Source organism: Pseudofulvimonas gallinarii, from assembly GCF_004343305.1.
In the GTDB taxonomy this organism is placed as follows: domain Bacteria; phylum Pseudomonadota; class Gammaproteobacteria; order Xanthomonadales; family UBA2363; genus Pseudofulvimonas; species Pseudofulvimonas gallinarii.
In genome coordinates this window covers 22462-47468 of sequence record NZ_SMAF01000007.1, presented here as the reverse complement: position 1 = coordinate 47468, position 25007 = coordinate 22462, and the positions used below count along the sequence as shown (strand labels likewise).

20 protein-coding genes and 1 tRNA gene are annotated in these 25007 nt (G+C 68.3%); 10 read left to right on the top strand and 11 right to left on the bottom strand.

Annotated features, from left to right (window positions below):
* Positions 1–137 precede the first annotated feature (137 nt).
* Both EDC25_RS06550 and EDC25_RS06545 read left to right on the top strand, forming a co-directional pair.
* Positions 138–1580, top strand: a complete 1443-nt coding sequence (locus EDC25_RS06550) for an ATP-binding protein (protein WP_123522516.1) — start codon at positions 138–140, stop codon at positions 1578–1580.
* Complete coding sequence (locus EDC25_RS06545) at positions 1577–2272, top strand: response regulator (RefSeq protein ID WP_123522515.1); 696 nt, start codon at positions 1577–1579, stop codon at positions 2270–2272. The genes EDC25_RS06550 and EDC25_RS06545 overlap by 4 nt, the downstream gene beginning before the upstream one ends.
* 7 nt (positions 2273–2279) lie before the next feature.
* On the opposite strand, the gene EDC25_RS06540 is transcribed toward EDC25_RS06545, so the two are convergent.
* The 4 genes from EDC25_RS06540 to EDC25_RS06525 all read right to left on the bottom strand — a co-directional run bounded on the left by EDC25_RS06540 (position 2280) and on the right by EDC25_RS06525 (position 6344).
* Positions 2280–2978, bottom strand: a complete 699-nt coding sequence (locus EDC25_RS06540) for a choice-of-anchor J domain-containing protein (protein ID WP_132577325.1) — start codon at positions 2976–2978, stop codon at positions 2280–2282.
* Between the two features lie 187 nt (positions 2979–3165).
* Positions 3166–3624, bottom strand: a complete 459-nt coding sequence (locus EDC25_RS06535) for a hemerythrin domain-containing protein (RefSeq protein WP_123522513.1) — start codon at positions 3622–3624, stop codon at positions 3166–3168.
* Between the two features lie 39 nt (positions 3625–3663).
* Entirely contained in the window at positions 3664–4188 is a 525-nt protein-coding gene (locus EDC25_RS06530; protein ID WP_123522512.1) for a pyridoxamine 5'-phosphate oxidase family protein, read from the bottom strand.
* Between the two features lie 50 nt (positions 4189–4238).
* Positions 4239–6344: a catalase gene (locus tag EDC25_RS06525; protein ID WP_123522511.1), complete on the bottom strand. Its 2106-nt coding sequence runs from the start codon at positions 6342–6344 to the stop codon at positions 4239–4241.
* Positions 6345–6589: 245 nt separating this feature from the next.
* On the opposite strand from EDC25_RS06525, the gene mnmG reads away from it, so the two are divergent.
* Positions 6590–8485, top strand: coding sequence for a tRNA uridine-5-carboxymethylaminomethyl(34) synthesis enzyme MnmG (mnmG, locus tag EDC25_RS06520; RefSeq protein WP_123522510.1), 1896 nt, complete (start codon positions 6590–6592; stop codon positions 8483–8485).
* Positions 8486–8675: 190 nt separating this feature from the next.
* Here the strand turns inward: mnmG and EDC25_RS06515 are convergent, their stop codons facing one another.
* On the bottom strand, positions 8676–9734 hold the full coding sequence (locus EDC25_RS06515) for a hypothetical protein (protein WP_205985005.1): 1059 nt from the start codon (positions 9732–9734) through the stop codon (positions 8676–8678).
* 276 nt (positions 9735–10010) lie between these two features.
* On the opposite strand from EDC25_RS06515, the gene gpmI reads away from it, so the two are divergent.
* From gpmI to EDC25_RS06500, 3 genes are all read left to right on the top strand, one after another.
* On the top strand, positions 10011–11537 hold the full coding sequence (gene gpmI / locus EDC25_RS06510) for a 2,3-bisphosphoglycerate-independent phosphoglycerate mutase (protein WP_240639675.1): 1527 nt from the start codon (positions 10011–10013) through the stop codon (positions 11535–11537).
* Positions 11538–11546: 9 nt separating this feature from the next.
* A complete protein-coding gene (locus EDC25_RS06505) occupies positions 11547–12701 on the top strand; it encodes a murein hydrolase activator EnvC family protein (RefSeq protein ID WP_123522508.1) in 1155 nt (384 codons plus the stop codon).
* An 84-nt stretch (positions 12702–12785) separates the two neighbouring features.
* Positions 12786–14087: a S41 family peptidase gene (locus EDC25_RS06500; protein ID WP_123522507.1), complete on the top strand. Its 1302-nt coding sequence runs from the start codon at positions 12786–12788 to the stop codon at positions 14085–14087.
* A gap of 330 nt (positions 14088–14417) precedes the next feature.
* Here EDC25_RS06500 and ggt read toward each other — a convergent pair whose 3' ends face one another.
* Positions 14418–16118: a gamma-glutamyltransferase gene (gene ggt, locus EDC25_RS06495; protein WP_132577324.1), complete on the bottom strand. Its 1701-nt coding sequence runs from the start codon at positions 16116–16118 to the stop codon at positions 14418–14420.
* A gap of 531 nt (positions 16119–16649) precedes the next feature.
* Here ggt and EDC25_RS06490 point away from each other — a divergent pair.
* The gene (locus tag EDC25_RS06490; RefSeq protein ID WP_123522506.1) at positions 16650–17639 is read left to right on the top strand and encodes a TerC family protein; all 990 of its coding nucleotides are present in this window, start codon (positions 16650–16652) and stop codon (positions 17637–17639) included.
* Positions 17640–17686: 47 nt separating this feature from the next.
* Here the strand turns inward: EDC25_RS06490 and EDC25_RS06485 are convergent, their stop codons facing one another.
* From EDC25_RS06485 to coq7, 3 genes are all read right to left on the bottom strand, one after another.
* Positions 17687–18892 (bottom strand): hypothetical protein, encoded by a 1206-nt coding sequence (locus tag EDC25_RS06485; protein ID WP_132577323.1) that lies wholly within the window; start codon positions 18890–18892, stop codon positions 17687–17689.
* Positions 18893–18968: 76 nt separating this feature from the next.
* Entirely contained in the window at positions 18969–19745 is a 777-nt protein-coding gene (locus EDC25_RS06480) for a DUF4412 domain-containing protein (RefSeq protein ID WP_164484094.1), read from the bottom strand.
* Positions 19746–20136: 391 nt separating this feature from the next.
* Entirely contained in the window at positions 20137–20787 is a 651-nt protein-coding gene (gene coq7 / locus EDC25_RS06475) for a 2-polyprenyl-3-methyl-6-methoxy-1,4-benzoquinone monooxygenase (protein ID WP_123522502.1), read from the bottom strand.
* Positions 20788–21089: 302 nt separating this feature from the next.
* Between coq7 and rplM the strand changes: the two genes are divergently transcribed.
* The 3 genes from rplM to EDC25_RS06460 all read left to right on the top strand — a co-directional run bounded on the left by rplM (position 21090) and on the right by EDC25_RS06460 (position 22071).
* On the top strand, positions 21090–21521 hold the full coding sequence (rplM, locus tag EDC25_RS06470) for a 50S ribosomal protein L13 (protein WP_123522501.1): 432 nt from the start codon (positions 21090–21092) through the stop codon (positions 21519–21521).
* A 12-nt stretch (positions 21522–21533) separates the two neighbouring features.
* The gene (gene rpsI, locus EDC25_RS06465; RefSeq protein WP_123522532.1) at positions 21534–21926 is read left to right on the top strand and encodes a 30S ribosomal protein S9; all 393 of its coding nucleotides are present in this window, start codon (positions 21534–21536) and stop codon (positions 21924–21926) included.
* Positions 21927–21997: 71 nt separating this feature from the next.
* A tRNA-Gln gene (locus EDC25_RS06460) sits at positions 21998–22071 on the top strand.
* 174 nt (positions 22072–22245) lie between these two features.
* Here EDC25_RS06460 and EDC25_RS06455 read toward each other — a convergent pair.
* On the bottom strand, positions 22246–23385 hold the full coding sequence (locus EDC25_RS06455) for an OprO/OprP family phosphate-selective porin (RefSeq protein WP_132577322.1): 1140 nt from the start codon (positions 23383–23385) through the stop codon (positions 22246–22248).
* Between the two features lie 264 nt (positions 23386–23649).
* Complete coding sequence (phoR, locus tag EDC25_RS06450) at positions 23650–24981, bottom strand: phosphate regulon sensor histidine kinase PhoR (RefSeq protein WP_425599498.1); 1332 nt, start codon at positions 24979–24981, stop codon at positions 23650–23652.
* Positions 24982–25007: the final 26 nt, after the last annotated feature.

The following is a 25007-nucleotide window of genomic DNA, read 5'->3' as shown; positions in this document are numbered from 1 at the left end:
ACCGGCGCTGCGCCACGACGGCCGATGCGTCGTGGGCCCCGTTCCCGGCGTGACGCCACGCCGACGCTGCCTGGTGCGCAGCGCCTCCATCTTCCGTCCATGCTTGCGCCGCCGCTTCGCGCGATACTGGCGCAGCCATGAAACTGTACGGAAAACTCCTGCTGTCGATGATCGCCGCCGGGGCGATCGCGCTGATCGCGCTGGCGCTGACCCTGAACTGGCGCATCGGCCAGGGCTTCATCGACTTCGTCAACGCCAGCGAGGCCGAGCGCCTGCCCGCCGTCGCAGCCAGCCTCGCGGAGCACTATGCGGAAGCGGGAAACTGGGAAACGCTGCGCGGCCGGCCGCGGGCATGGCGCGAAGTGCTGGCGCGCGCCCGCCAGCTCGAGGATGAAACGCAGCCGGCGACGCCGCGGACCGACCCACCGGCGTCACCCGCGCGTGCGGCCCCGCGTCCGGTGCACGAGCACTGGACGCCCTACTGGGCGCGCCTGGGCGTGTTCGACAGCGAGCGCCAGACCGTGATCGGTCGGCACGATTTCATCCAGACACACCGGCAGGAGTCGGTCGTCGTCGCCGGGGAAACCGTCGGCTGGGTCGGCCTGCATGAACTGCGCGAGGTGCGTTCGCACATCGCCGAATCCTTCCTGCGTGGCCAGCGCGTCGGCCTGTTCTGGGCCTCACTGGCCATGCTTGCCATCCTCGCCATCTCGGCGGCACTGCTCGCCCGAGCATGGACGCGGCCGATCCAGCGCATCGCCGAGGTCGCGCGGCGCATGGCCAGTGGCGACTTCGCCGCGCGCGTGGCCACGCAGCGGCGCGACGAGATCGGCCGCCTTGCCCGCGACATGGATTTCCTCGCGCACTCGCTGGAAGAGGCCGATGCCTCGCGCAAACGCTGGATGGCGGACGCCGCGCATGAACTGCGTACGCCGCTGGCCGTCCTCAAGGGCGAACTGGAAGCCATCCAGGATGGCATCCGGCCGATGGATGCCGAATCACTGGCTTCGCTGCACGCGGAAGCGGCGCACCTGGGCGACCTGATCGAGGAGCTGCGCGAACTGGCGCAGGTCGACATCGGCGCGCTCGACTACCGCATGGGCGACGTCGACCTCGCCGCGACGATGCGCGAATGCCTGGACAGCCACCGTGGCCGTCTTGCCCAGGCCGGGCTGGAGGTCGAACTGGTCGCACCCGATGCGCCCGTCGTGTTGCGGGGTGATCCGCGACGCCTGCGCCAGCTGGCCGAGAACCTGATCGAGAATTCGCGTCGCTATACGAATTCGGGGGGGCGCCTGCAGGTGAGCCTGGACCAGGAGCGTGATCGCATCCACCTGCGCTTCGACGACAGTGAACCGGGGGTGCCGGCGGCGCTGCTGCCGCGCCTGTTCGATCCCTTCGTGCGCGGCGGCAGCGCGCGCACGCGTGCCGACGGTGGCTCGGGACTCGGCCTGGCGATCTGCCGGCGCATCGTCGAAGCGCACGGTGGCCGGATCAGCGCATCACCTGGCGCGCTCGGCGGCCTGGCCATCGACATCACGCTGCCGCGCACGCCCGCAAGCCACGGAGTACCGGCATGAACAGCATGATCGCCGCCGATGTGATCTTCGTCGTCGAAGACGAACCCAAGCTGGCCCGGCTGCTGGCCGACTACCTGCGCGCCGCCGGTTTCGACCCGGTGATCGTCGAGCGCGGCGACACCGTCCTTGCCGCCATTGCCGAGCACCGGCCCGTGCTGGTGCTGCTGGACATCAACCTGCCTGGCATGGACGGCCTCACCCTCTGCAAGGAAATCCGCCGCGACTCCAACCTCCCGATCATCATGGTCACTTCCCGCGCCGAGGAGATCGACCGCCTGCTGGGCCTGGAGCTGGGCGCCGACGACTACATCTGCAAGCCGTTCAGTCCGCGCGAGGTGGTGGCGCGCGTGCGTGCGGTACTGCGCCGCGGCCGTGCGCCCGAACCGCAGGACGCCGAGCTGCTGCGCATCGACGCCGATGCGCGCCGCGTCGAGCTGGCGGGCAAACCGGTCAGCCTGACCGGCGTCGAGTTCGAACTGCTGCGCACGCTGGTCGAGCGACCCGGGCGCGTGTTCAGCCGTGCCGAACTGCTGGACCGCATCTACGACGATTTCCGCGATGTCTCCGACCGCGCCGTCGATTCGCACATCAAGAACCTGCGCCGCAAGCTCGACCAGGCCATGCCCGGCCGTGAACTCATCCATTCGGTGTACGGCGTCGGCTATCGCTACGAGCCGGCCCACGCCGGCTAGTACAGCCTCAGCTCGCCTGCAGCCCGTTGTAGAAGATCGTGTCGCCGAAAGTGCAGCCGCTGCCGCCCTGCACGGACACCGTGTCGATGCCGATGGTCGATCCCCAGTCGTTCGGGTTCTGCCAGAGGTTGTAGTAGCGGAAGGCGATGCGGCCGCTGCCGCTGGTCGGCAGGCCCTGCGCCGCACCGACGGTGTACGCGGTCCAGGCCGTCGGATAGCCGCCGGCATCGGCGTTGACGTTGACCCACATCAGCTCGTTGAAGTGGTTCATCGAGCCGGATTCGCTGCCGGGATCCTTGCAGCTCACGCCCGGGCCGCGCTGGCAGTACAGCACCTGCAGGCGGTCGGCGGCGCTGCCGGCGCCGCCGGCTGATCGGGTGTAGAACGACAGCGACAGGCCCGGCTGGAAACGCATCACCGGCGTGATCGCCCAGTTGCTCAGTACCGGGAAGCTGCCGCCGGCATTGTCCTTGTCGGCCGACAGGTAGCTGTTGCTGGCACCACCATGCGCGGTGAAGCGCGCCGGGATGCCCTGGAACCAGCCAGTGCTCCCGATCGGGCTGCTGTTGTTGCGGAATATCCAGCCGCGCTGCGGCAGCTGCGGTACCGATGCGAAATCCTCCTGGCAGGCGCCACGTTCCTGCGCCCCGACCATTCCAGGCAGCACGGTGGCCGCCAGCACCAGAAAGCCCATTCCGAATTTCATGACCTGCCTCCGATCCGGTGATTGCCGGTCCGCCAGCGCCGACCGTTCATCACCGGTAACGGGATTTCGGCTGCGAAAGCGACACAAAGGCCGCGTTCGGTCCTGCCGCCCTCGCTGTGGCCTTTATCGGGGCCGCGACCGTCCCCTGCCGAAAACGCCTGGCGGCGTGGGCAGGCGCCGGCGTGGCTCAGCCGCCGCGCAGGACAGCAAGCATGCGCTGGTAGTCGCGCCGGTACTGCCGGGCGAGCCGCTGCTTCTGGCGGTCGTCGAGGATCTTGCCGCAGACCTGGAAGAACTTCTTCTCTTCTTCGCGAAGGTGGTGGTGGACCTTCTCCGAAAGCTTGCGAGCTTTGGCCATCCATGCGGCACCGGCCTTGGTCACGACCTGCAGGTCCTCGACCAGCTCGTCGATCTGGTGATGCTCGTGCAGCGCATGGCGCGAGGAATCCAGGCCGGCGTCATCCATCAGCGCCGGCGCATACAGGAAGCGTTCCTCGGCCGCCGCGTGGGCGGCCAGTTCGATGCGCAGATCCGTGAACAGCGCGATCCGCCGCTGGCTTCGCGGCGGCGACCGCAACAGTTTCCGGCACAGCGAGCGCTGGATCTCGTGGCTTTCACGCAGCGCGACAAAAATGTTGTCCGTCATCCTCCGTCCTCCCCGCTTGCGTGAACGCCGCGACCGTGCTCAGACCTTCAACGAGCCTTCGACGCCGCCGTCGTCCACCCTGGACCCGGTCAGTGCGGCAAAGCTCATCTTCGCGAAGGCGACCAGCTTGCCGGCCTTCGTTTCCCAATAATGGCCTTCACGTGGCCGGAAAGCGATCACGCTTACTCTCGGGTCGTCGATGCCGTCCTCGAACCAGGCATTCGTCAGGCTGGTCCAGTGGGCTTCGACCGTTGCACGGTCGGTATGGATGGTCGCCTCGCCCTGCAGCACGAGGTATTCGTACTTGCCCTCGTTCTGGAAGCTCAGGCTGACGCGCGGATCACTGGCGATATGCCGGTTGCGGTCGCTCTGGGTGCTGCTGATGAACCAGATGGTGCCGTCGTCTTCGACGTCCTGCACCGACATCGGCGTACTGCTGGCGGGAAAACCGCCCGGATTGCTGGTGAAGAAACAGGTGCGCACGCCGTCCGCCAGCGACCTGATCTTGTCGAGGGCGTCGGTACCGGCGAGGTCGCGGGATGGCTGCTGGTCGATATCGGCCATGATGTTCTCCTTGTCTGTCTGTGGTGAACGGGTGTGGGGCGGGAGTGGAATCAGGGCAGCGTGCGCAGCGTCGGCTCGCGCGACCACTGCCGCGTCGCCGCCTGCTTGAGGAAGGCAGCGATGTCTGCAGCGTCGAGGACGCCGGCATCCGGCTTGATGCCGGCCTTTTCGACCAGTGCGCGGGCGCCGGCATCGAAGGCGATGGCCTTGAGGTGGCCGAAGGCGTCGCGTACCCAGTCCGCCGCCGCCGCCTCCTGCGCCAGCTTTACGCCCGCGGCCGGGTCGAGGATGACCGCGACGGCGTCGAAGACCACCGACGGCGTGCCATCGAGCTTGCCGTCCGCCGGCAGCCGCCTGCCGCCCTTCAGGACGGCACCACCGATCCTGGGCGCGACGATCTTCACGCTGGCGCCGGCGGCTTCGACCGCCTTCTTCAGCGCGGCGATGGCGCTGCCGTTCGATCCGTCATCGACGAGGATGCCAACGGCACGACCCTTCAGGGTCGGCTTGCCTTTACCGATCAGTTGCAGCGGTGGCGACGGCGGCAGGTCCCGGGGTTCGACGAAGGCCGGCGGCGGTGGGGGCAGCGCATCCAGTGCCAGGCCATCGGCGACGCGTCCGGCCAGGTCGGCGTCGATGTGGCGCAGGTGGCCGACCATGCGTTCGCGCACGGCCAGCGTCTCGACCTTCGACAGCTCGAACACCAGCGCATAGGCGATGTGCGCCTGCTCGATGGCCGTCTGGCTGCGGTAGAACTGCCGTGCCTGCGAGTAGTGGTCGGCGAAGCTCTCCGGGCGCAGGCGGGTCTTCGTGCCGCTTTCGGCGGGTTCCGGGAACGACGGAAAACCGGCGTCGGTCTGCCGCGGCGTGTCGCCTTGCAGCGAGCTGGGCTCGTAGTTCACCCGACCCTTCGGAATGCGCGTCTGCATGTAGCCGTCGCGCTGATGGTTGGCGAACGGACACTTCGGCGCATTGATCGGCAGCTGGTGGAAGTTCGGGCCGCCCAGGCGGATCAGCTGCGTGTCCAGGTAGGAGAACAGCCGCCCCTGCAGCAGCGGGTCGTTGCTGAAGTCGATGCCCGGCACGATGTTGGCGGGGCAGAACGCGACCTGCTCGGTCTCGGCGAAGAAATTGTCCGGCCAGCGGTCGAGGACCATGCGGCCGATGATCTGCAGCGGCACCAGCTCCTCGGGGATCAGCTTGGTCGGATCCAGGTGGTCGAAGGGGAAGCTCTCGGCTTGTTCCTCCGTGAACAGCTGCACGCCCAGCTCCCATTCCGGGAAGTCGCCGCGCTGGATGGACTCGAAGAGGTCACGGCGATGGAAGTCCGGATCGTTGCCGGCGATCTTCACCGCCTCGTCCCAGCAGGTGGACTGCAGTCCCAGCACCGGCCGCCAGTGGAACTTCACGAAGGTCGCGACGCCCTTGTCGTTGACCAGGCGGAAGCTGTGTACACCGAAGCCTTCGATCATGCGCAGCGAACGCGGGATGGTGCGGTCGCTCATCGCCCACATGATCATGTGCATCGATTCGGGCGTCAGCGAGATGAAGTCCCAGAACGTGTCGTGCGCACTGGCCGCCTGCGGGAAGCCGCGGTCCGGCTCCATCTTCACCGAGTGCACGAGGTCGGGAAACTTCATCGCGTCCTGGATGAAGAACACCGGGATGTTGTTGCCGACCAGGTCCCAGTTGCCTTCCTGCGTGTAGAACTTCACGGCGAAACCGCGCACGTCACGCGGCGTGTCGATGGAACCGGCGCCGCCGGCGACGGTCGAGAACCGGCAGAACACCGGCGTGCGCACGCCGGTCTCGGTGAGGATGCTCGCGCGCGTGTACTTCTTCAGCGAGCGGGTCAGCTCGAAGTAGCCGTGGGCGCCGCTGCCGCGCGCGTGGACGATGCGCTCGGGAATGCGCTCGTGGTCGAAGTGGGTGATCTTCTCGCGCAGGATGAAGTCTTCCAGCAACGTCGGACCCCGCGGGAAGGCGCGCAGCGAGTTCTGGTTGTCGGCGACTGGAATCCCCTGGTTGGTGGTCAGGGGCGGATGGCCGTCGCCGGTGAGCTGGTGCAGTTCGCCGGCATTGCCGCGGCGCTCGGGCGCGCTGGCGGGCTTCTTCTCGCGGCGGGCTGGGGTGGCAGGACGCTTTGGGGTAGCCATGATGGACTCCTGTCAAGTGGACGGATCGGGTCTGACCGCGTGGTCGCGGCCGGGAAGGGAAAGCCGGGCTGCCGGGATTGCTGCTGCGACAAAACCGCAGTGGCGACAGGGAAGCGGGAAGCGCTGCTGGAACGGGTCGCCGGTCGCCTGGCAACAGCAGCCAACCGGGCGCCGCCGCGTAAAGGCGCCGCAGCGCCGGCGGCCGCTAAAATGGCGTCCCGTTCGTTGCTGCCCAGGCCGTGCCCGTGAATCCCGAACTGCACTTCGATGTCATCGTCATCGGTGGCGGCCATGCCGGCACCGAGGCGGCGCTGGCGTCCGCCCGTGCCGGTGCGCGCACCCTGCTGCTCACGCACAGCATCGAGACGATCGGTGCGATGAGCTGCAATCCGGCCATCGGCGGCATCGGCAAGGGGCACCTGGTCAAGGAGATCGACGCCCTCGGCGGGGTCATGGCTCAGGCGGCCGATGCCGCCGGCATCCAGTGGCGCCGCCTGAACGCGAGCAAGGGACCGGCCGTGCGCGCCACGCGTTGCCAGGCCGACCGCGCGCTCTACCGCGCCTTCATCCGGCGCGCCGTGGAATCGCAGCCCAACCTCAGCCTGTTCCAGCAGGCCGTCGACGACCTGCTGCTGGACGGCGACCGCGTGACCGGCGTGCGTACGCAGATGGGGCTGGACTTCCACGCCCGTGCCGTGGTGCTCACGGCCGGCACCTTCCTGGCCGGCCGCATCCACATCGGCCAGGCGAACTACCGCGGTGGCCGCGCCGGTGACGCGCCGGCGCTGACGCTGGCCGAGCGCCTGCGTGAACTGCCGCTGCGCGTGGACCGCCTCAAGACCGGCACGCCGCCGCGCATCGACGGCCGCAGCATCGACTGGTCGAAGCTGGCCGAACAGCCGGGTGATGATCCGCGTCCGGTGTTTTCCTTCCTCGGTACGCGTGACGACCACCCGCGCCAGGTGAGCTGCTGGATCACGCATACCAGCACGCGCACGCACGACATCATCCGCGACGGCCTCGATCGCTCGCCGCTGTACACCGGCGCCATCGAAGGCGTCGGGCCGCGTTACTGTCCGTCGATCGAAGACAAGGTCGTGCGCTTCGCCGAGCGCGACAGCCACCAGATCTTCGTCGAGCCGGAAGGACTGGACACCCACGAAATCTATCCAAACGGCATTTCCACCTCGCTGCCCTACGACGTGCAGTTCGCGCTGGTGCGCTCCATCGCCGGCTTCGAGAACGCGCACATCACGCGGCCGGGTTACGCCATCGAATACGACTACTTCGATCCGCGCGGGCTGAAGACCTCGCTGGAAACGCAGGCGATCGCCGGGCTGTATTTCGCCGGCCAGATCAACGGCACGACCGGTTACGAGGAAGCCGCGGCGCAAGGCCTTGTCGCCGGACTCAATGCCGCGCGCGCCGCGCTGGGCCTGGAGCCGTGGACGCCGCGCCGCGACCAGGCCTACATCGGCGTCCTCGTCGACGACCTGACCAGCAACGGCACCATCGAGCCGTATCGCATGTTCACGTCGCGCGCCGAATACCGGCTGCAGCTGCGCGAGGACAACGCCGACCTGCGCCTCACGGCCATCGGTCGTGATCTCGGCCTGGTCGACGAGCTGCGCTGGGGCGCGTTCGCGCGCAAGCGCGACGCCATCGAAGCAGAGACCGCGCGGCTGGGTGCGCTGTGGGCGGCGCCGGGCAATGCGCTGGCAGCGGATATCGAGGCCGCGTTGGACATCGCCATCAGCCGTGAAACGTCGATGCTCGACCTGCTGCGTCGTCCGGAAATGGACTACGCCGGCCTGATGCGCGTGCCGCAGCTGGCGCCGGGCGTGGAAGACGAGGCGGTCGCCGAACAGGTGCAGATCGCCACCAAGTACGCCGGCTACCTCGGCCGCCAGGCCGAGGACATCGAGCGCCGGCAACGCAACGAAAGCACGGTGATTCCCGCCGGTTTCGACTATGGCGCCGTCGCCGGACTGAGCGCCGAAATCCGCCAGAAACTGGGACAGGTGCGGCCCGACACCATCGGCCAGGCCGGCCGCATCAGTGGTGTCACGCCGGCGGCGATTTCCCTGCTTCTCGTCCATCTTCGCCGCCACCGCGCCGGCGACAGCGACCGCGCCGCCTGAGCGGAGGACGCTGCCGCCGGGCGCGGCCTGCGCCGTGGAAAGCCCGGCCTGGCGGCCGGACCTCCACGGACTCCATTCCGGCTGTCCGTCACCGGCAGTCAGAACAGGATCGCCAGCAGGATCAGGATGGGGATGGGAATGCCGAGCAGCCACAGCAGCAGGTATCTCATGGTCGTTCTCCTTTTCGGTTTCAGAGGTCACGATGGCGGCCACCAACGGTCGCCAGCAGGCTGGCGGTGAAAGCGCCCAGCAACAGGGTGATGAACAGCCAGAGTGCCGCGTAGGCGGAGGCCTTGCGCGCCGCATCGGCGGCCTCGCGCGCTTCGCTCTCCAGGGCTTCCAGGCGAGTGGTCAGGGCGGCATGCATCTGCGTGACGCGCGCTTCCGCTTCGGTCTGGCCCAGGCCGGTGCGCTCGGCGACGAGCTGTCCCAGGTAATGGGTGTCGGCGTCGTCCAGCGTGCGGGTGCGCAGGCTGTTGGCGATGATCCGCGCCGCTTCCGGCCGGCTGCCCATGTGCATCGGGAACTGGGGACGGGCTTCGCGCCGCGGCGACATCGTCGCGGACGGATCGGCCATGTCGGCGCTTTCGTCGGCCGCCTGCGTGGCCGGCATGCGACGGTCGAAGCCCGGCGACGCGTCGGCGTCGCGACGGAACAGCTGGTCGATGTAGTACTCGACCACGCCATCGTGGGCCTCGCCTTCGTCACCGGCCAGCGCTGCAGTCGCGCCGCCGGCGGTCATGCCGACGGTGCCGGCGGCAGCGCCTGCCAGCGAGGCGCCCGCGCGCGCGCCGGTGCCCAGCATCGCCGCGATCGAGCCGGTCAGCAGCGCTGCCGTAAGCAGCGTGGCGATCGCCCAGCTCAGGAAGCCATGGGCGGTGTCGCGGAAGTAGGTTTCGTCGCTGGCGACGCCGGTCCAGCGCCGGCGCAGGCGGCCGGTCAGGTAGCCACCGAGTCCGGAGGCAGCGATGGCGGTGAAACTGATCCAGGCGATGGTCGCCCAGCCGAAGGTTTCGGCGCTGACGCCTTCGAAGGCCCAGGGCGACACCGAGGACAGGCCCAGCCCGGTGCCCAGCAGCACCAGCGCCAGCGACAGTGCGGCCGCGGCGGCGGCGCCGGCGATGATCGCCGCCCAGGACACTGCGCTGTCGTCGACGACACCGCCCGTCGCCACCACGGGTGCAACCACGGGGCGCCGCGGATCGGAATCGGGGCGGATGCCGCCCATCGTTTCGCCAGGAATGCTCATCGGGAAATCCTCTCTAGGGGCACTGGGGTTCACTGCGTCGGCAGCGATGCGGATGGAACGGCCGGTTACCACCGGCCTGATGCAATGAACGCAAGGTCCGTGCCAGCTGTGCACAGCGCGAAAATCCACGGCATTGCGCAATGGATGGCGCGTTTTGCATGGCAATCTGAGCGACCATCGTGCAGTACGTCTTGCAGAATCCACGATCGGCCGTCCCGGGTCCGGACCGTTGCGGCCGATCGACTAGAATTGCCGCTCTCCTCAAGGTTGCCCGTCGTGTCCCGACCCAAGCCCGTTCTGCTGTTGATCCTTGATGGCTTTGGCCATCGCGAGGACCCCACCGACAACGCCATCGCCGCCGCCGACATGCCGAACTGGCGGCGCATGACCGCGACGTATCCGCATACGCTGATCAATACCTTCGGTCGCCATGTCGGCCTGCCCGACGGGCAGATGGGCAATTCGGAAGTCGGCCACATGAACCTCGGCGCCGGACGCGTCGTCTACCAGGACCTGACCCGCATCGAGGCGGCGATCGAGGACGGCAGCTTCGCCGGGAACCCGGTGCTGTGTGCGGCGGTGGACGCCGTGCGCGGTCGCGGCACGCTGCATGTCATGGCGCTGGTATCACCGGGTGGCGTGCACAGCCACGAGGCGCACCTGTTCGCGTTCCTGCGCGCGGCGGCCTCGCGTGGCGCCACCGATGTCGCCGTGCATGCCTTCCTCGACGGCCGCGACACGCCGCCGCGCAGTGCCGAGGCTTCGCTGCGCGCGCTGGCGGACGTCTGCGCCGACACCGGCGCGCGCGTCGCTTCCGTCGGCGGGCGCTACTTCGGCATGGATCGCGACAAACGCTGGGATCGCGTCGAGCGGGCATGGAACGCCATCGTCGAGGCACGCGCCGATTTCGTCGCCGACGCCCCGCTGTCGGCGCTGTCGGCCGCCTACGCCCGCGGCGAGAACGACGAGTTCGTGCAGCCGACGCTGATCGGCGACGGCGCCCGCGTCGAGGATGGCGACGCCATCGTCTTCCTCAATTTCCGTGCCGATCGCGCCCGCCAGCTGACGCAGCTGTTTGTCGATCCCTCGCTGGCGGCGTTCCCGCGGCGGCAGCCGGCGCTGGCCTGCTTCGTGACGCTGACCGAATACGCGGCCGATCTGCCGGTTTCGGTCGCCTATCCGCCGCAGACGCTGCGCAACGGCCTGCCCGAATACCTCGCCGCGCTCGGCCTGCGCCAGCTGCGCATCGCCGAGACCGAGAAGTACGCCCACGTCACCTTCTTCTTCTCCGGTGGCCGCGAGGAGCCGTATCCCGGCGAGGCGCGCATCCTGGTACCCAGTCCGAAGGTCGCCACCTATGACCTGCAGCCGGAAATGAGCTGCCCGGAAGTGACGGAGAAACTCTGCGCGGCGATCGCGTCGGGTGAATTCGATTTCATCGTCTGCAACATCGCCAACCCAGACATGGTCGGCCACTCCGGCATCTTCGCCGCGGCGGTCAAGGCCGTCGAAGCGGTCGATGTCGCACTGGGTGCGCTGGAGCATGCGATCCTTGAAGCCGGTGGCGAAATGCTGGTGACCGCCGACCACGGCAACCTCGAACAGATGCGCGATCCGGACAGCGGCCAGCCGCACACGTCGCACACCGTGGGCCCGGTGCCGCTGATGTACGTCGGACGCCGCGCGGTGCAGCTGCATGCCGGCGGCGCGCTGCAGGACGTCGCGCCGACCGTGCTGGCGCTGATGGGCCTGGCGCAGCCGGCGGAAATGACCGGGCGCAGCCTGGCCAGCGTGACGGACTGACGCGCCACCATGCCGCCTGCCGGGGCGATCCGCGCACTGCTGTGTGGCCTGGCGTTGTGCGCCGGCGTCGCCGCGGCCGAGGATGTGCCCGTCGATCCGGTGCAGCGCGGCCGGCAGGCCCGGCAGACCGAAGCCGAGCTGGGCCGGATCCGCACCGAGCTGGCCGGACTCAAGCAGCGGCTGGAAGAAGGCCAGCGCCGCGAATCGAACGTGGTGGCCGAGCTCGCCGACGCCGAACGCGCGGTCTCCGCGCACCGGCAGCGGTTGGCCGAACTCGACGCCGAACGCAGCGGCCACGAAGAGACGCTGCAGCGGGTTGCCAGCGAGCGCGCCCGCGTCGAAGCCGACATCGAAACGCAGCGCCTCGCGCTTGCTGGCGTGCTGCGCCTTCTCTATGCGCGCAGCCGGCAGGCGCCAATGAAGCTGTTGCTGGATCCGGAGCGCATGCCGCGCATGGCACGCACGCTGGGCTACGGGCGCGCACTGCAGCGGGCGCACCTGCGCCGGATCGGCGAATTCACCGCCAGCCTGAAAGCGCTGGCTGGACTGGCGGCGCGGCGGGAAGCCGAGCTGGCGGCACTGGCCGAGGTCCGGGCACGCGCCAGCGACATCGAGGCGGAGCTGGTCGCCGCCGTGGCCGAGCGCGAGCGCCTGCTGGACGCCGTGCGCCTGGAGCTGGCCAGCCATCGCCAGCAGGCGGGCGCGCTGGAACGCGACGAGCGCCGGCTGGTGCGCCTGCTGGAACAGTTGCGCGACATCTTCGCCGACCTGCCCAAGGTGCTCGAGGGCGCGCAGCCGTTCCGCAGCCAGCGCGGCCATCTGCCCTGGCCGGCCGACGGCGCCGTCCGCGCCACCGACCAGGGCGGGCTGCTGATCGCCGCCGAGGCCGGCTCGCCGGTGCGCGCCGTCGCCCATGGCCGCGTCGCCTTCGCCGACTGGCTGAAGGGCTACGGCCTGCTGCTGATCGTCGACCATGGCGATGGCTACATGACGCTGTACGGGCACAACGATTCGCTGCTCAAGGCCGAGGGGGCCTGGGTGCAGGGCGGCGAAGTGATCGCCCGCGTCGGTCGCAGCGGCGGCGAAGCGCAGGCCGGCCTGTTCTTCGGCGTGCGCGAGCGCGGCCGCAGCATCGAGGCGCGGCCCTGGCTGCGGCGGCGCTGAGGCCCGCCCGCGCCCAGGCGGCCGCGGTCCCCCAAGCTGGCGCTACACTGGCGCCGCTTGGAACGTGACAACCGAGGTACACCGATGCGAGCCATCCTGCGAACCGCCCTGGCCATGGCCGTCGCCACCGCCTTTTCCTGCACCGTGGCCGCGGTGGAAACGGAGCTCCAGGACCCGGAAGTCGCCGGACCCAGCCTGCAGTCCATCCAGCGCTTCGTCGAGGTGTACCGGCTGGTCAAGGCCGCCTACGTCGAGCCGGTCAGCGACGAGGTACTGATCGAGTCGGCGATCCACGGCATGCTGGCCGGTCTCGATCCGCACACCGGCTACCTCGACGCCGATTCGCTGGAGGTGCTGACCGACGACACCATGGGTGCCTACGACGGACTCGGCGTGGAAGTGCTGTCCGGCGAAGGCGTGATCCAGGTGATGGGCGCCATGCCGGATTCACCGGCTGCGGCTGCCGGCCTGCGCTCCGGTGACTACATCACCCATATCGACGGCACCGCTGTCGATCGCAACAACCTCGACCAGTCGGTGCGCAAGCTGCGCGGCCGGCCGGGCACGCGCGTGCAGCTGACGGTGACCCGCGACGGCGACGAATCGCCACGCATGGTCGAGCTGACGCGTGCCCGCATCCGCCTGAGCAGCGTGCGCAGCGAATGGCTGGAACAGGGCTACGGCTACCTGCACATCGCGCAGTGCCAGCAGGAAACCGTCGGCGAGATGCGGCGCCGCCTGTCCGAAATGGAGCGACGCCAGGGTCCGCTGCGTGGCCTGGTCCTCGACCTGCGCGGCAACCCGGGCGGCACGCTCGATTCGGCCGTGGCCGTCTCCGACCTGTTCCTGTCCGGGGGTCGCATCGTCAGCGTCGATGGCCGCATCGCCGAAACCAAGCTGAGCTACGACGCCCGTCCGGGCCAGCCCTACGAAGCGTTGCCGCTGGCGGTGCTGATCGATGAGGGCACGGCATCGGCGGCCGAGATCATCGCCGCCGCGCTGCAGGCGCACAACCGCGCGCTGGTGCTGGGACGGCGCAGCTACGGCAAGGGTTCGGTACAGAACGTCTTCGCCCTCGACGGTGAACATGCGGTGCGCCTGACCACGGCGCGCTATTTCACCGCCGACGGCCGTTCCATCCAGGCCGACGGCGTGCATCCGGACATCGTGCTCGCCGACCTGGCCCTGAGCGAGGAAACGACGCTGGCGCCGATGCTGGTCGAACGCGACCTGCCCGGCCACCTGCCCGGCAATGGCGACGTCCCCGCCGACGAGGCAGCCGTCGCCACGACCCGGGACTATGCCGTGCACCAGGCGCTGCTGGCACTGAAAAGCCAGGCCGTGCTGGCCGGCCGCCAGGCTGCGCCGGCCTCGTCGAACAGGTAGGGCGCACGCGCAGCGCGGGCGCGTCGTAACTTCGCGGCCACGCGCTACCCTCGACGGCTCGATTCGCCTGCATGATCGCCGCTGCTGACAGCGACCCGCCGTCGGCGACTGCCGGCGCGTTTGAACGTTGTCGACCCGCAGGTCGCGCCGATCCGCCCGGCCAAACGCGCCACCGGTCCATGACGGACCCTCGGCAATGCCTGTCGGCCGGAAACCCCGCACGCAAGGTATACAGGTCGGACCGCGCGGACACCGGCGCCATCCGGCCAATGTCGCCCCCACGCGCCGCGACGGTCGCGCGGCGCGCCCGATAACGTCGCAGCGCCCGGCCTACCAGCCGGCGGCGTGACCGTCCTTGCGGCTTTCGCTGGCGCCGATCCACACGCCGTTTTCGTGGTCGCGGGCGATGGCCTGGTAGCCACCGAAAGGCCCGTCGGCGGAGCGCACCACGTGGCCCTTGCGCATCAGCTCGCGGATGACCTCGGGGCGGAAGCCGCTCTCCAGCTCCAGCACGCCGCCGTCGTTCATCGCCAGCGCCTGGCCGGCCGGTTCGGTGCTGCCGTCATGATGGATGCGCGGCGCATCGCCGGCTTCCTGCAGGTTCATGTCGAAGTCGACGAGGTTGATGACGATCTGCGCATGGCCCTGCGGCTGCATGGCGCCGCCCATCACGCCGAAGCTCACCCAGGGTTTGCCGTCCCTGGTGATGAAACCGGGAATGATGGTGTGGAACGGTCGCTTGCCCGGCGCATAGGTGTTCGGGTGGTCGGCGCGCAGCACGAACTGCTCGCCGCGATCCTGGAGGATGAAGCCGAGACCGTCCGGCGCCATGCCCGATCCCATGCCGCGATAGTTGGACTGGATCAGCGACACCATCATGCCGCTGGTGTCGGCCGTGGCCAGGTAGATGGTGTCGCCCTGCTGCAGCGCCGGATTGCCGGCCTCGACGCTGCGCGCGGCGCGGTCCATGGAAATCAGCGCGCCGCGTTCGCGGGCGTATTCCTTGGACACCAGGCGCTCGACCGGCGCCGGGTGGAAGGCCGGATCGGCATACCAGCGCGCGCGATCCTCGAAGGCGAGCTTCTTCGCTTCGGTGAACAGGTGCAGGTGCTCGACGCTGCCAAAGCCGAAGCTGCGCAGGTCGTAGGGCTCCAGCAGGTTGAGGATCTGCAGCGCGGCGATGCCCTGCCCGTTCGGCGGCAGCTCCCAGACGTCATGACCGCGGTAGTTGGTGGACACCGGGTCGACCCATTCGCCCTCGTGCGCGGCGAGGTCTTCCGCGGACAGGAAACCACCGTGGGCGGCGAAGAACGCGCCGATGCGCTGTGCGATCTCGCCCTTGTAGAAGGCATCGCGGCCACGACGCGCGATCGTCTCCAGCGTGTTGGCGAGATTCGGGTTGCGCCACAGCTTGCCCTTGCGCGGCGCTCGGCCATCGATCGTGAACTGCGCGCTGAAGCCCGGGAAGGCCGACAGCCGCGGCACGCTGCGTGCCCAGTAATGCGCGATCGTTTCATGCACGGGATGGCCTTCGCGTGCGTAGCGGATCGTCGGTGCGAGCACCTGCCGCATCGGCAGCCGGCCGAAGCGGTCGTGCAGCGCGAACCAGCCATCCACGGCGCCGGGCACGGTGACCGGCAGCGGGCCATGCGAGGGAATGGCGTCGTGTCCGTTCTCGATGAACCACTCCCGCGTCAGGCTGCGTGGCGAGCGGCCGGAACCGTTGTAGCCGTGGAGGCGTTGCGTCTGCGGATCCCAGACGATGGCGAACAGGTCGCCACCGATGCCGGAGCCGGTCGGTTCCATCAGTCCGAGGGCGGCGTTGGCGGCGATCGCCGCATCGACCGCACTGCCGCCGGCCTTGAGGATGTCGAGGGCGATCTGTGTTGCCAGCGGATGCGAGGTCGCGGCCATGGCCGTGGGCGCGATGACCTCGGAGCGGGTTGCGAACATGTGGCCGGTAATGCGGTCGGCGGCGGCCGCGGGCAGCGACAGCAGGACGGCGGCGACCAGTACTAGGCAATGGCGCATGTCGGGATTCCCGTCAACTTCGATGGCCGAAGCTTAGCGGCAGATGGCGGCCCGACGTCTTCGCTGCCGTTCGCCGTGGTGGCTCCGCGAGGGGCGGGCCGTGGCTTGCGGGCCGCTCCAGCGGCCGTCCTCACACGGCAACCGGTGTGCCTGCGGCCTGCGCAACCGGCCGTGGTGCGGCCGCGAACTGCCGGGCGTGGAAGCCCGGGTGCACGGGCCAGGTCAGCCGTGGCGACGCGCAACGGCACGCGGGGTCCATGCCGGTCCGTTCACGTCGTGCGAGCCGTAGCCGTTCAGATTCGCGGGTTGGAATGGCGGCAGGACTCTGCCATGCTCCGCGCCCAGAAGGGGAGTAGCTCCCGCTTGGCCGGTCGATCGTCATTACGGGCCCACAGGCCCCGGTCGCCGGGTGGATTCACATCCACGAGCAAGACCTTCGCCGTTTGATGGCGAAGGTCCGTGCGCGCAATTCCTGCGTGGTCCGGTTCTCCGCATCGGCGGATTCGTCAGCCACCGAACCGGATGAACCCCATGTCCACTGTCGCTACGCCCCTGCTCTGGATCGCCTTCGTCGTCTTCCTAGTCGTCGCGCTGGCGGTCGACCTGTTCGTCATGAACCGCAAGGGCGCGCATCGCGTCGGCATGAAGGAAGCCGCGCTGTGGAGCCTGGTGTGGGTGGCACTGGCGCTGCTGTTCAACCTCGGCCTGTGGTGGTGGCTGCACTCGCAGGGCGATGCCGCGCAGGCTGCCGATGTGGCGCTGGAATTCCTGACCGGCTACGTGATCGAGAAGGCGCTGGCGGTCGACAACATCTTCGTGTTCCTGATGCTGTTCAACCGTTTTGGTGTGCCCGCCGAACAGCAGCAGCGCGTGCTCGTGTATGGCGTGCTGATGGCGATCGTGCTGCGCGCGATCATGATCTTCATCGGCGCGGCGCTGATCGCGCGCTTCCACTGGATCCTCTACGTGTTCGGCGTGTTCCTGCTGGTCACCGGGCTGCGCATGCTCAGGCAGGAGGAACATTCACCCGATCCCAGCAAGAGCCGCCTGATGGTGTGGCTGCAGGAGCGCCTGCCGCTCACCGGCTACTACCACGGCGGTGCGTTGCGCGTGCTGGAAAATGGCAAGTGGCTGTACACGCCGCTGTTCGTGGTGATCGTGCTGGTCGGCATCACCGACCTGATCTTCGCCGTGGATTCCATTCCGGCGATCTTCGCCATCACGCTGGATCCGTTCGTGGTGCTGACCTCCAACGTCTTCGCGGTGCTCGGCCTGCGCGCGCTGTATTTCCTGCTCGCCGGCATGGCCGACCGTTTCCACCTGCTGAACTACGGGCTGGCGCTGGTACTCGTCTTCATCGGCAGCAAGATGCTGCTGCTCGAGGTCTACAAGATTCCCATCGGCATCGCTCTGGGCGTGGTGGCGCTGCTGATCGGTGGCGCCATGGCACTGAGCCTGCTGCGCCCGCCGCCGCCGGTCCTGCCGCATGCCCAGGGCACACGCAAGCCACCAGCGCATTGATCCGGCAATCGCAACGCGCGCAACGGCGCAGCCGGTGGCCGGCGGGGTTATTCCGGCGACGTGTCGGTGGCGGATCGGGAATGTGTGGCGGAGTCAAGCCACGCTTCGTAATCCCAGTTGTCCGGCGGGTCCAGGGGCGCGCCCTGCCGGGTCATGAGTTCGACGATTGCCGGCACTTCGCCGATCGTCAACGAGCGTTCCATGAAGTGCAGCAGTTCCGTCTGCGGCTGCGTTTCCGAGTACATGGCCATGAACGCGTTGGCCCACTGAGTACGGCGCAACGCCTGTCTGTCCGTTTCCGAATCCCCGCCATGCCGCTTCAGCCCGGCATGGGCCACCGAGTGGCCGTACAGGTGCGTGCTGTCCGCGAGCAGCTGACGGTACAGGCGGATGCAGCCATCGCGGATCGTCGCGTCAGCGTCGGGATCGTCGCAGGTCTCCAGCAGTGGCGAATACGAGGCGTAAGCGAACCCGGTCACCGACAGCATGGCCTCCATGACATGCAGCGCACGCGGCAGGTCGGACGGGTCGGGCGCCGGGTCTTCAATGCCACCCAGCATGAATGCGTAGCTGTCGACCAGGTCGGGCAGGGACGCCTCGTCGAATTGCAGACCCTGATGCGTCGTCAATGCCAGCGTCGACAAGGCGATGTGGTAGTCGTCGTAATGATCGGCGGTGAACGCACCCAGCAGCGCATCGCGATATTGCCTGGGATCCTGCGCAAAGCGGTCAAGCCAGAATGCGGCGTTGCCGGGTTCCAGGCGCGTGAGCTGCGCGTGGGCGATGTCGGCATCGCAGGCTCCGGCGTGGCTGGTTCCGCACAGCGCGCGCGTGACGACCCACACCAGCACCTGATCCGGGTCGCGCTGCTGCGCCTGCCGCAGATAATCCAGCGCCCGTGCAGACGGTCCATTGTCATGGCCGTCGATGTGATTCGTCAGCAGCGCCGCGCCGAGCAACGAACGGACATCGCCGCGTGCGACCAGGTGCCCGGCATGGTCGATCCGCGCCTGTCGGATCAGGCGCGAGTAGCGACTGTCGTGATCGGGGCCGTAGTGGCCGGGTACCAGCACTTCCGGGTCCGCCGCGATGCCATTGGCCGCGTTGGCGGCAGTCGTCGCCGCGGACATCTGCGCAGCTTGCGCGTTTCCGGACCCGATCGGCTCCGCGATGCCGCCCGCTGAATCCGCTGCGGTGCATCCGCCGACGATGGTGGCCAGTGCCAGTGCCAGCGCACGAAGTTGCGGTGTCATGCTAAAGGCCTCGCCCTGTCCGTCACAGGCTGGAACGCGGCGGGCCGCGCGATGGACGCGGCCCGCCGGATGCGCATCAAAGCTTCGGCATTTCCAGCTTCTGTTCGCGGTAGCCCGAGGGCACGGCGAACAGCCCGGCATCCAGGTTGGCGTTTTCGATGCCGGCGAATTCCGAGGTACTGCGGCGCCCGCCTTCCAGGTCGGTTACGCGCAGCGGCACCATGCCGGCCTTGAACGGCGACAGATCGGCGAACTGCGCCAGCGGGCCATTCGACAGTTCTTCCATCATGCGCGAGGTCGCGGCGAGGGCGCGATCCAGCGTCGCGCGGTCGGCGGGAGACAGGCCGTCCAGCACGCTGGTGTCACCCATGCACTGCTCGTTGATCACCTGGCCGGACATGCGGGTGCGGTAGATCGTGCAGCTGTGTCCGGCGACGCTGTCGCGACGGCCGGTGTCCTCGACCTTGACCATCGGTTCGCCGCCCATGCCCGGGATCGCGCCGCCCATCATGCCGCGCACCCGCTCGCGCATTTCCGGCGGTACGTTTGCCATCGCCTGTTCCATCTGGCGCATGGCCACGCCCAGGGTCTCGCCCAGCTGTTCCATCTCGGCGCGGCCGATGCGCGTGAACTGGCGCTTGCCGTGGTCGAGGATAACCATGGCACCGCTGTCGGCTTCGAAGATCACGCTGGTGTCGCCGCTGTCGCTGCGGACCTTGCCGTGGCCGATCAGCAGCCCTTCCATCTGTGCGCCGCCGCCCTCGGTGCTGCGGTAATTGATGCGGGCGTCGGCGAGGGCGGAACCCAGCGGCAGCGCGCAGGCCAGGGCGAAGATCAACGGACGAAGCGTCATTGCAGGTCTCCTTGCATAACAGTGGTGGCGGTGGCGCGAGGGCGCGGTTGCCGATGGCAGCTTAGACGCAAAACGCCGCGCAAACCGGACATCATGCGTCTCCGGCATACGTGCAAGTGCAATGACGTCCGGTGTGCGCAGGCGGGATCCGGATGTGATCGGCCTGCGCTTGGTCGCACGCGCGGCCTGGCGGCGCCGCGGTGGGCATACCGCACGGGCACCCCGGGGGCGCCGTGATGGGCGATGCCGCGATGGGCAATGCCGTTAAGGACCCGCCTTTGTCATCGCCTGCATCCGGCAAGCCGGCGTTGGTAACAGGGCCGGCGCCGGATGCACCGCCGCTTCCGGCAACCGCGATTCTTCTGTCCGGCACGCCGCCGACGGGTGGCGATCAGATCCGCGTCGCGACCGCCTTCATCACGCCGGCCGCCAGCCGCATCAGCGACGGTACCGGGCGCGGCAGGGTGGCGGCCCCGGAGGCGAGTGCATTGTCGGCGTGGCGGGCCTCGTCGGCCTTCATCTGCTCGAGAATGCGCCGGCTGCGACCGTCGTCCGCCGGCAGCCGCTGCAGGTGCTCGTCGAGGTGCGATTCGACCTGTCGCTCGGTCTCGACGACGAAGCCGAGGCTGAGGCGGTCGCTGATCAGGCCGGCGACGGCGCCGATGGCGAAGGCGCCGCCATACCACAGCGGGTTCAGCAGGCTGGGCCGGTCGCCCAGCTCGTCCAGCCGGTCGGCGCACCATGCCAGATGGTCGGTTTCCTCGGCCGCGGCCTGCAACAGGTGGGCGCGGGTCTGCGGGTCGCGCGCGACCATCGCCTGGCCGGCGTAGAGCGCCTGGGCACAGACTTCGCCGACATGGTTCACGCGCATCATGCCGGCGACATCGCGGCGGCCGGGTTCGTCCAGCAGGGCCGGTTCGAGCTCGCCCGCCGGATTCGGCCGCTGCGCCACCGGTCGCGCGAACAGCGTGCGCAGGGCGCGGTCGGCCTCGGCGACCAGGCGGTCAACAGGGGAAAGCGGACGCGTTGCGGGCTGGGACATGGCGGTTCCGTAAGGGTCTCCGGTAGACCCGGCCATTGTATTCCGACCCCATTGCCGGCCGTTGTCTGCGGTTGCAGCAAAACGCGCCGGATTCAGGCACAATACGCGCTTCCCTGGCTGGACCTCTTCGAGGCCGACGCCGTCAGCGGCGCTGGAAGCCCTGTTTCCGTGGCCAGGATTGCCTGGCAGGAACGCCATGGCCGACGCGGTTTCCGGAAAATCTCCGGCGGCCGGGCTTGCCATCGGCGAAAACGCAGGCTATGATCCCGCCCCTTTCTTCGCGACACCCGTTCGGAGCTGCCATGAAAACCACCAGCGCCAAGCCGGAGACTGTCAAGCGCGACTGGTTCCTGGTCGACGCCACCGACAAGACCCTCGGCCGTTTGTCGACCGAATTGGCGCGCCGCCTGCGCGGCAAGCACAAGCCGGTCTACACCCCGCACGTTGACACCGGCGATTACATCGTCGTCGTCAACGCCGAGAAGATTGCCGTCACCGGCAAGAAGCTCGACGACAAGATGTACCACCACGTCACCGGTTACGTCGGTAACCTGAAGTCGACCTCGCTGAAGGACATGCTGGCCCAGCATCCCGAGCGCGTGATCGAGATCGCCGTGAAGGGCATGCTGCCGAAGAATCCCCTCGGCCGCGCCATGTACAAGAAGCTGAAGGTTTACAAGGGTGCCGAGCACCCGCACGCCGCCCAGCAGCCCGCGCCGCTGGATATCGGCTAAGGATCAATGACGATGGCTAACACCCAGTATTACGGCACCGGCCGCCGCAAGTCTTCCGCAGCTCGCGTGTTCCTGCGCCCGGGCAACGGCAACATCGTGGTCAACAGCAAGCCGCTGGACTCCTTCTTCGGCCGCGAGACGGCGCGCATGATCGTGCGCCAGCCGCTCGAGCTGACCCAGAGCAGCGACAAGTTCGATGCCTACGTCACCGTCGAAGGTGGCGGCATCACCGGCCAGGCCGGCGCCATCCGCCTGGGTATCGCCCGCGCGCTGGTCGAGTACAATGCCGACCTGAAGGGTGACCTGCGCCGTGCCGGCTTCATGACCCGCGACGCCCGCGAGGTCGAGCGCAAGAAGGTCGGTCTGCACAAGGCCCGCCGCGCGACCCAGTTCTCGAAGCGCTGATGTGCTTCGCGGTATCGCCGGCCACTGGCTGGCGATACCAGGGCGATGGATCGCCCGATACCGGTCCCTGCTGGGGGATCGTCTAACGGTAGGACAACGGACTCTGACTCCGTTTATCTAGGTTCGAATCCTAGTCCCCCAGCCATTAAACAGAAGGCCTCGCGAAAGCGGGGCCTTTTGCTTTTTGCGACTTGAGGTGCCCGACGTGCGCAAATCCGAACAGCGGGTCCGGGGCTGCGGTCAGCATCGGAAGCCCGCGGCGGGCGGACATTCGCGCCGACGCTCCTTTGGGCCCGATGCCGCACGGGGCCTTCGCGGACTACCAGTGATACTGCGCTCGCAACTCGATGATTGACGGGTCATCCTGTATCAACACACCGTCTGCCGCATGCCGTCTGCTCTCGACCTTGACGTAGTTCGCCGAGAGCTTGAAATTCGTGCGCCAGTACCAGTTGGCGCCGAGCGTCCAATGGGTCGCACGACCACCGCGGAGCTCGCCATCGTCAAGATCGGCGTGGTCGATGCGGAGGCCCAACTGCAGGAGCCCGCCACCCTCCTGCGGCAACGGCATGGTGGGCAGCCCGCCTTTGTAGCGCCAGGTGGCGCCGCCCACGTTCCATAGGGCCGAAAAATAACCACTGCTGGCATCGTGGTCCTCCACCGCGCCGTAGCGATCGATCTGCGTCTGCATGGCTTCCATCTGGATCTTGACGGGCCCGCGCAGCCACAGCACTTCCGTGCCATACGTTCGTTGCCGGTCGACATCACGAAGCGCACCGGTGTCGAGCAGGCGAGCCGCAGCCAGATCCGCACCGGGTCGAGCCTGCAGGCGCAGCGAATCGGCGTCGGTATCGACATCCATCACGGCAAGCCCGATGTGGAGAATGCTGGCGTCGGTGACGACGGGCGCAACATATCCACGAGCGGCGAAACCGCCACCACGCCCCGGACCATTGGCCAGTTCGCGGCCGAACACGCCCAGCGAATAACCCCAACGGCGGGCATCCTGACCGTGGCCGAGGCCCAGACGGCGCCCGACCCCGAACAGGTTGGTCGGCAGCGCCTTGGCGATGAAGTCGTTCTGCCGGGTGCTGGAAAGCTCCTCCAGGCCAATGGGCTGCTTGAACTGGCCGGCGACCAGGTACGAAGGGCCGAGCTTCACTCGCAAGCTGGTGTCGAGAAACCTCCCGGCTTTCGCGTCATAGCCGAGCACCCAGTCGAAGTGGCCGGCTTTGCCCTTGAACACGAATTCGGCACGCCGCAGCTGAAACTCCCTGTCATCGTCGTCGCCATTGAGCTGGACAACGTCGCGGTCGAACCAGTTGAAATCGGCCTGCAACAGGCCTTCGAACGCGATCGTGGCGGGAGCGGCCGCTTCGAGCTGGACTTCGGCGCGGCTGTCGAACGGGAAGGCGCTGGCCAGGCCGAAAGCGAGCAGGGGGACGGCAGGTCGGGACATGGCGGCTCCGGTGCAGGGCGGTCGGCCGAATCATGCCCAGCATGCCTGACTACCAGATGACGGCGTGGCGGACGATTCCGCGGTCGGGCGAGCTGGAAGTCGATGCGACTGAGCTGTCGGATGGAAAGTACAGGCATCCGGACTCTCCCGCCGCTTCCGCGAAAGCGTCCGGCTTGCGAAGGGCCCCGACAGCCCGTTCTGGACAGAAGTGTCCGGCGTGGTCGTGCAGGACCAGGCGCCGCCGATGAGGGATTCCGCGCGCGCTCAATTGAAGGGATCGGACTGTCGTTCTATCCGCCGTTCCGCAGGAAACACGCAGCTGAAGCAGCTGCCACGTCCCGGCTCGCTGTCGATGTCAAGCCGGGCCTGATGCAGCAGCAAAACGTGCTTGACGATGGCAAGACCAAGCCCGGTACCGCCAGTGGCGCGTGAACGGCTGGTCGACACGCGATAGAAGCGCTCGGTCAGGCGGTCGATATGCTCGGCGGCAATGCCGGGGCCACTGTCCTCGACCTCAAGGCGCACACCCCCGCCGGGATCGTCCCGGAAACGGATCGTGATCTGTCCGCCGGCCGGGGTGTAGCGGACCGCGTTCGCCACCAGGTTGGCGAAAGCGCTGTGCAGCTCTGCCTCGGCGCCATGGAGGTCGCAGCCCGCCGGGTCCACCACGGCAATCAGGTGCTGGCCCGCGCTGAGCGTTTGCGCTTCGCGAAGCAGAGTCGCCAGCAACGTCGCCATCGGCACGGGTTCGTCCGGCAGCCGGTCCTGCCCCTCAAGCCGTGACAGGGTAAGCAGGTCTTCGACCAGACGGGTCATCCGCTGCGACTGGCGGCGCATTTCCGCGATCGGCCCGCTCCATTCCGTGTCCGGGCCGGGCTCGATCAGTTCAAGGTAGCCATGGATGACCGTCAGCGGGGTACGCAACTCGTGTGAGACATTGGCGACGAAGTCGCGCCTCACCTGCTCCAGCTGCATGAGCTTGCTGACGTCGCGAACCACCAGCAGGCGATGCCGTCCGGCGTAGTCGATCAGGCGCAGCCACAGACGCCGGGCCGGCGTCGCGGGTGAGGCCAGATCGAACAGCGGATCGGCCGCGCCACGGTCGAGCCACTCGGCAAACTGCGGCGCCCGAAGCAGGGCAGGCAGGTGGATGCCCAGATCCCGGGCGGAAAGTCCAAGGAGCTCGCCTGCGGCCGGATTGAACCAGCGGATGCCGAGTTCCGGGCCCAGCACCACGATGCCATCCGGCAGCGCATTCGCCGCGGTGCGGAAGGCGCGCAATGCCTGATGCAGCCGATGCCAGCGCCGCCGCTGGTAGCGTTGACGCGAGTAAATCAGAGCCGCCACCTCGCCCTGAACGCCGCCGCGTTCCGGTTCCTGCAGGTGCCTGCGGCTTCGCAGTTGCCGAAGCAGCCTCGCCCAGTTGTAGTATTGCCACGCCAGTGCCAGGCCGAGACCAGCGGCGAGTGCCGGCCACACCGCGCCCAACACCAGGCCCGGCAGCAGCCAGGCAAGCAGCCACGCACCCAGGCGCAGCATCGACTGGAACCAGGCATGACGGAAGTTCGAGGCCATGGCTGGATGATAGGTGCTCACGGATATCACGCCGCAGCCCTGCTGGG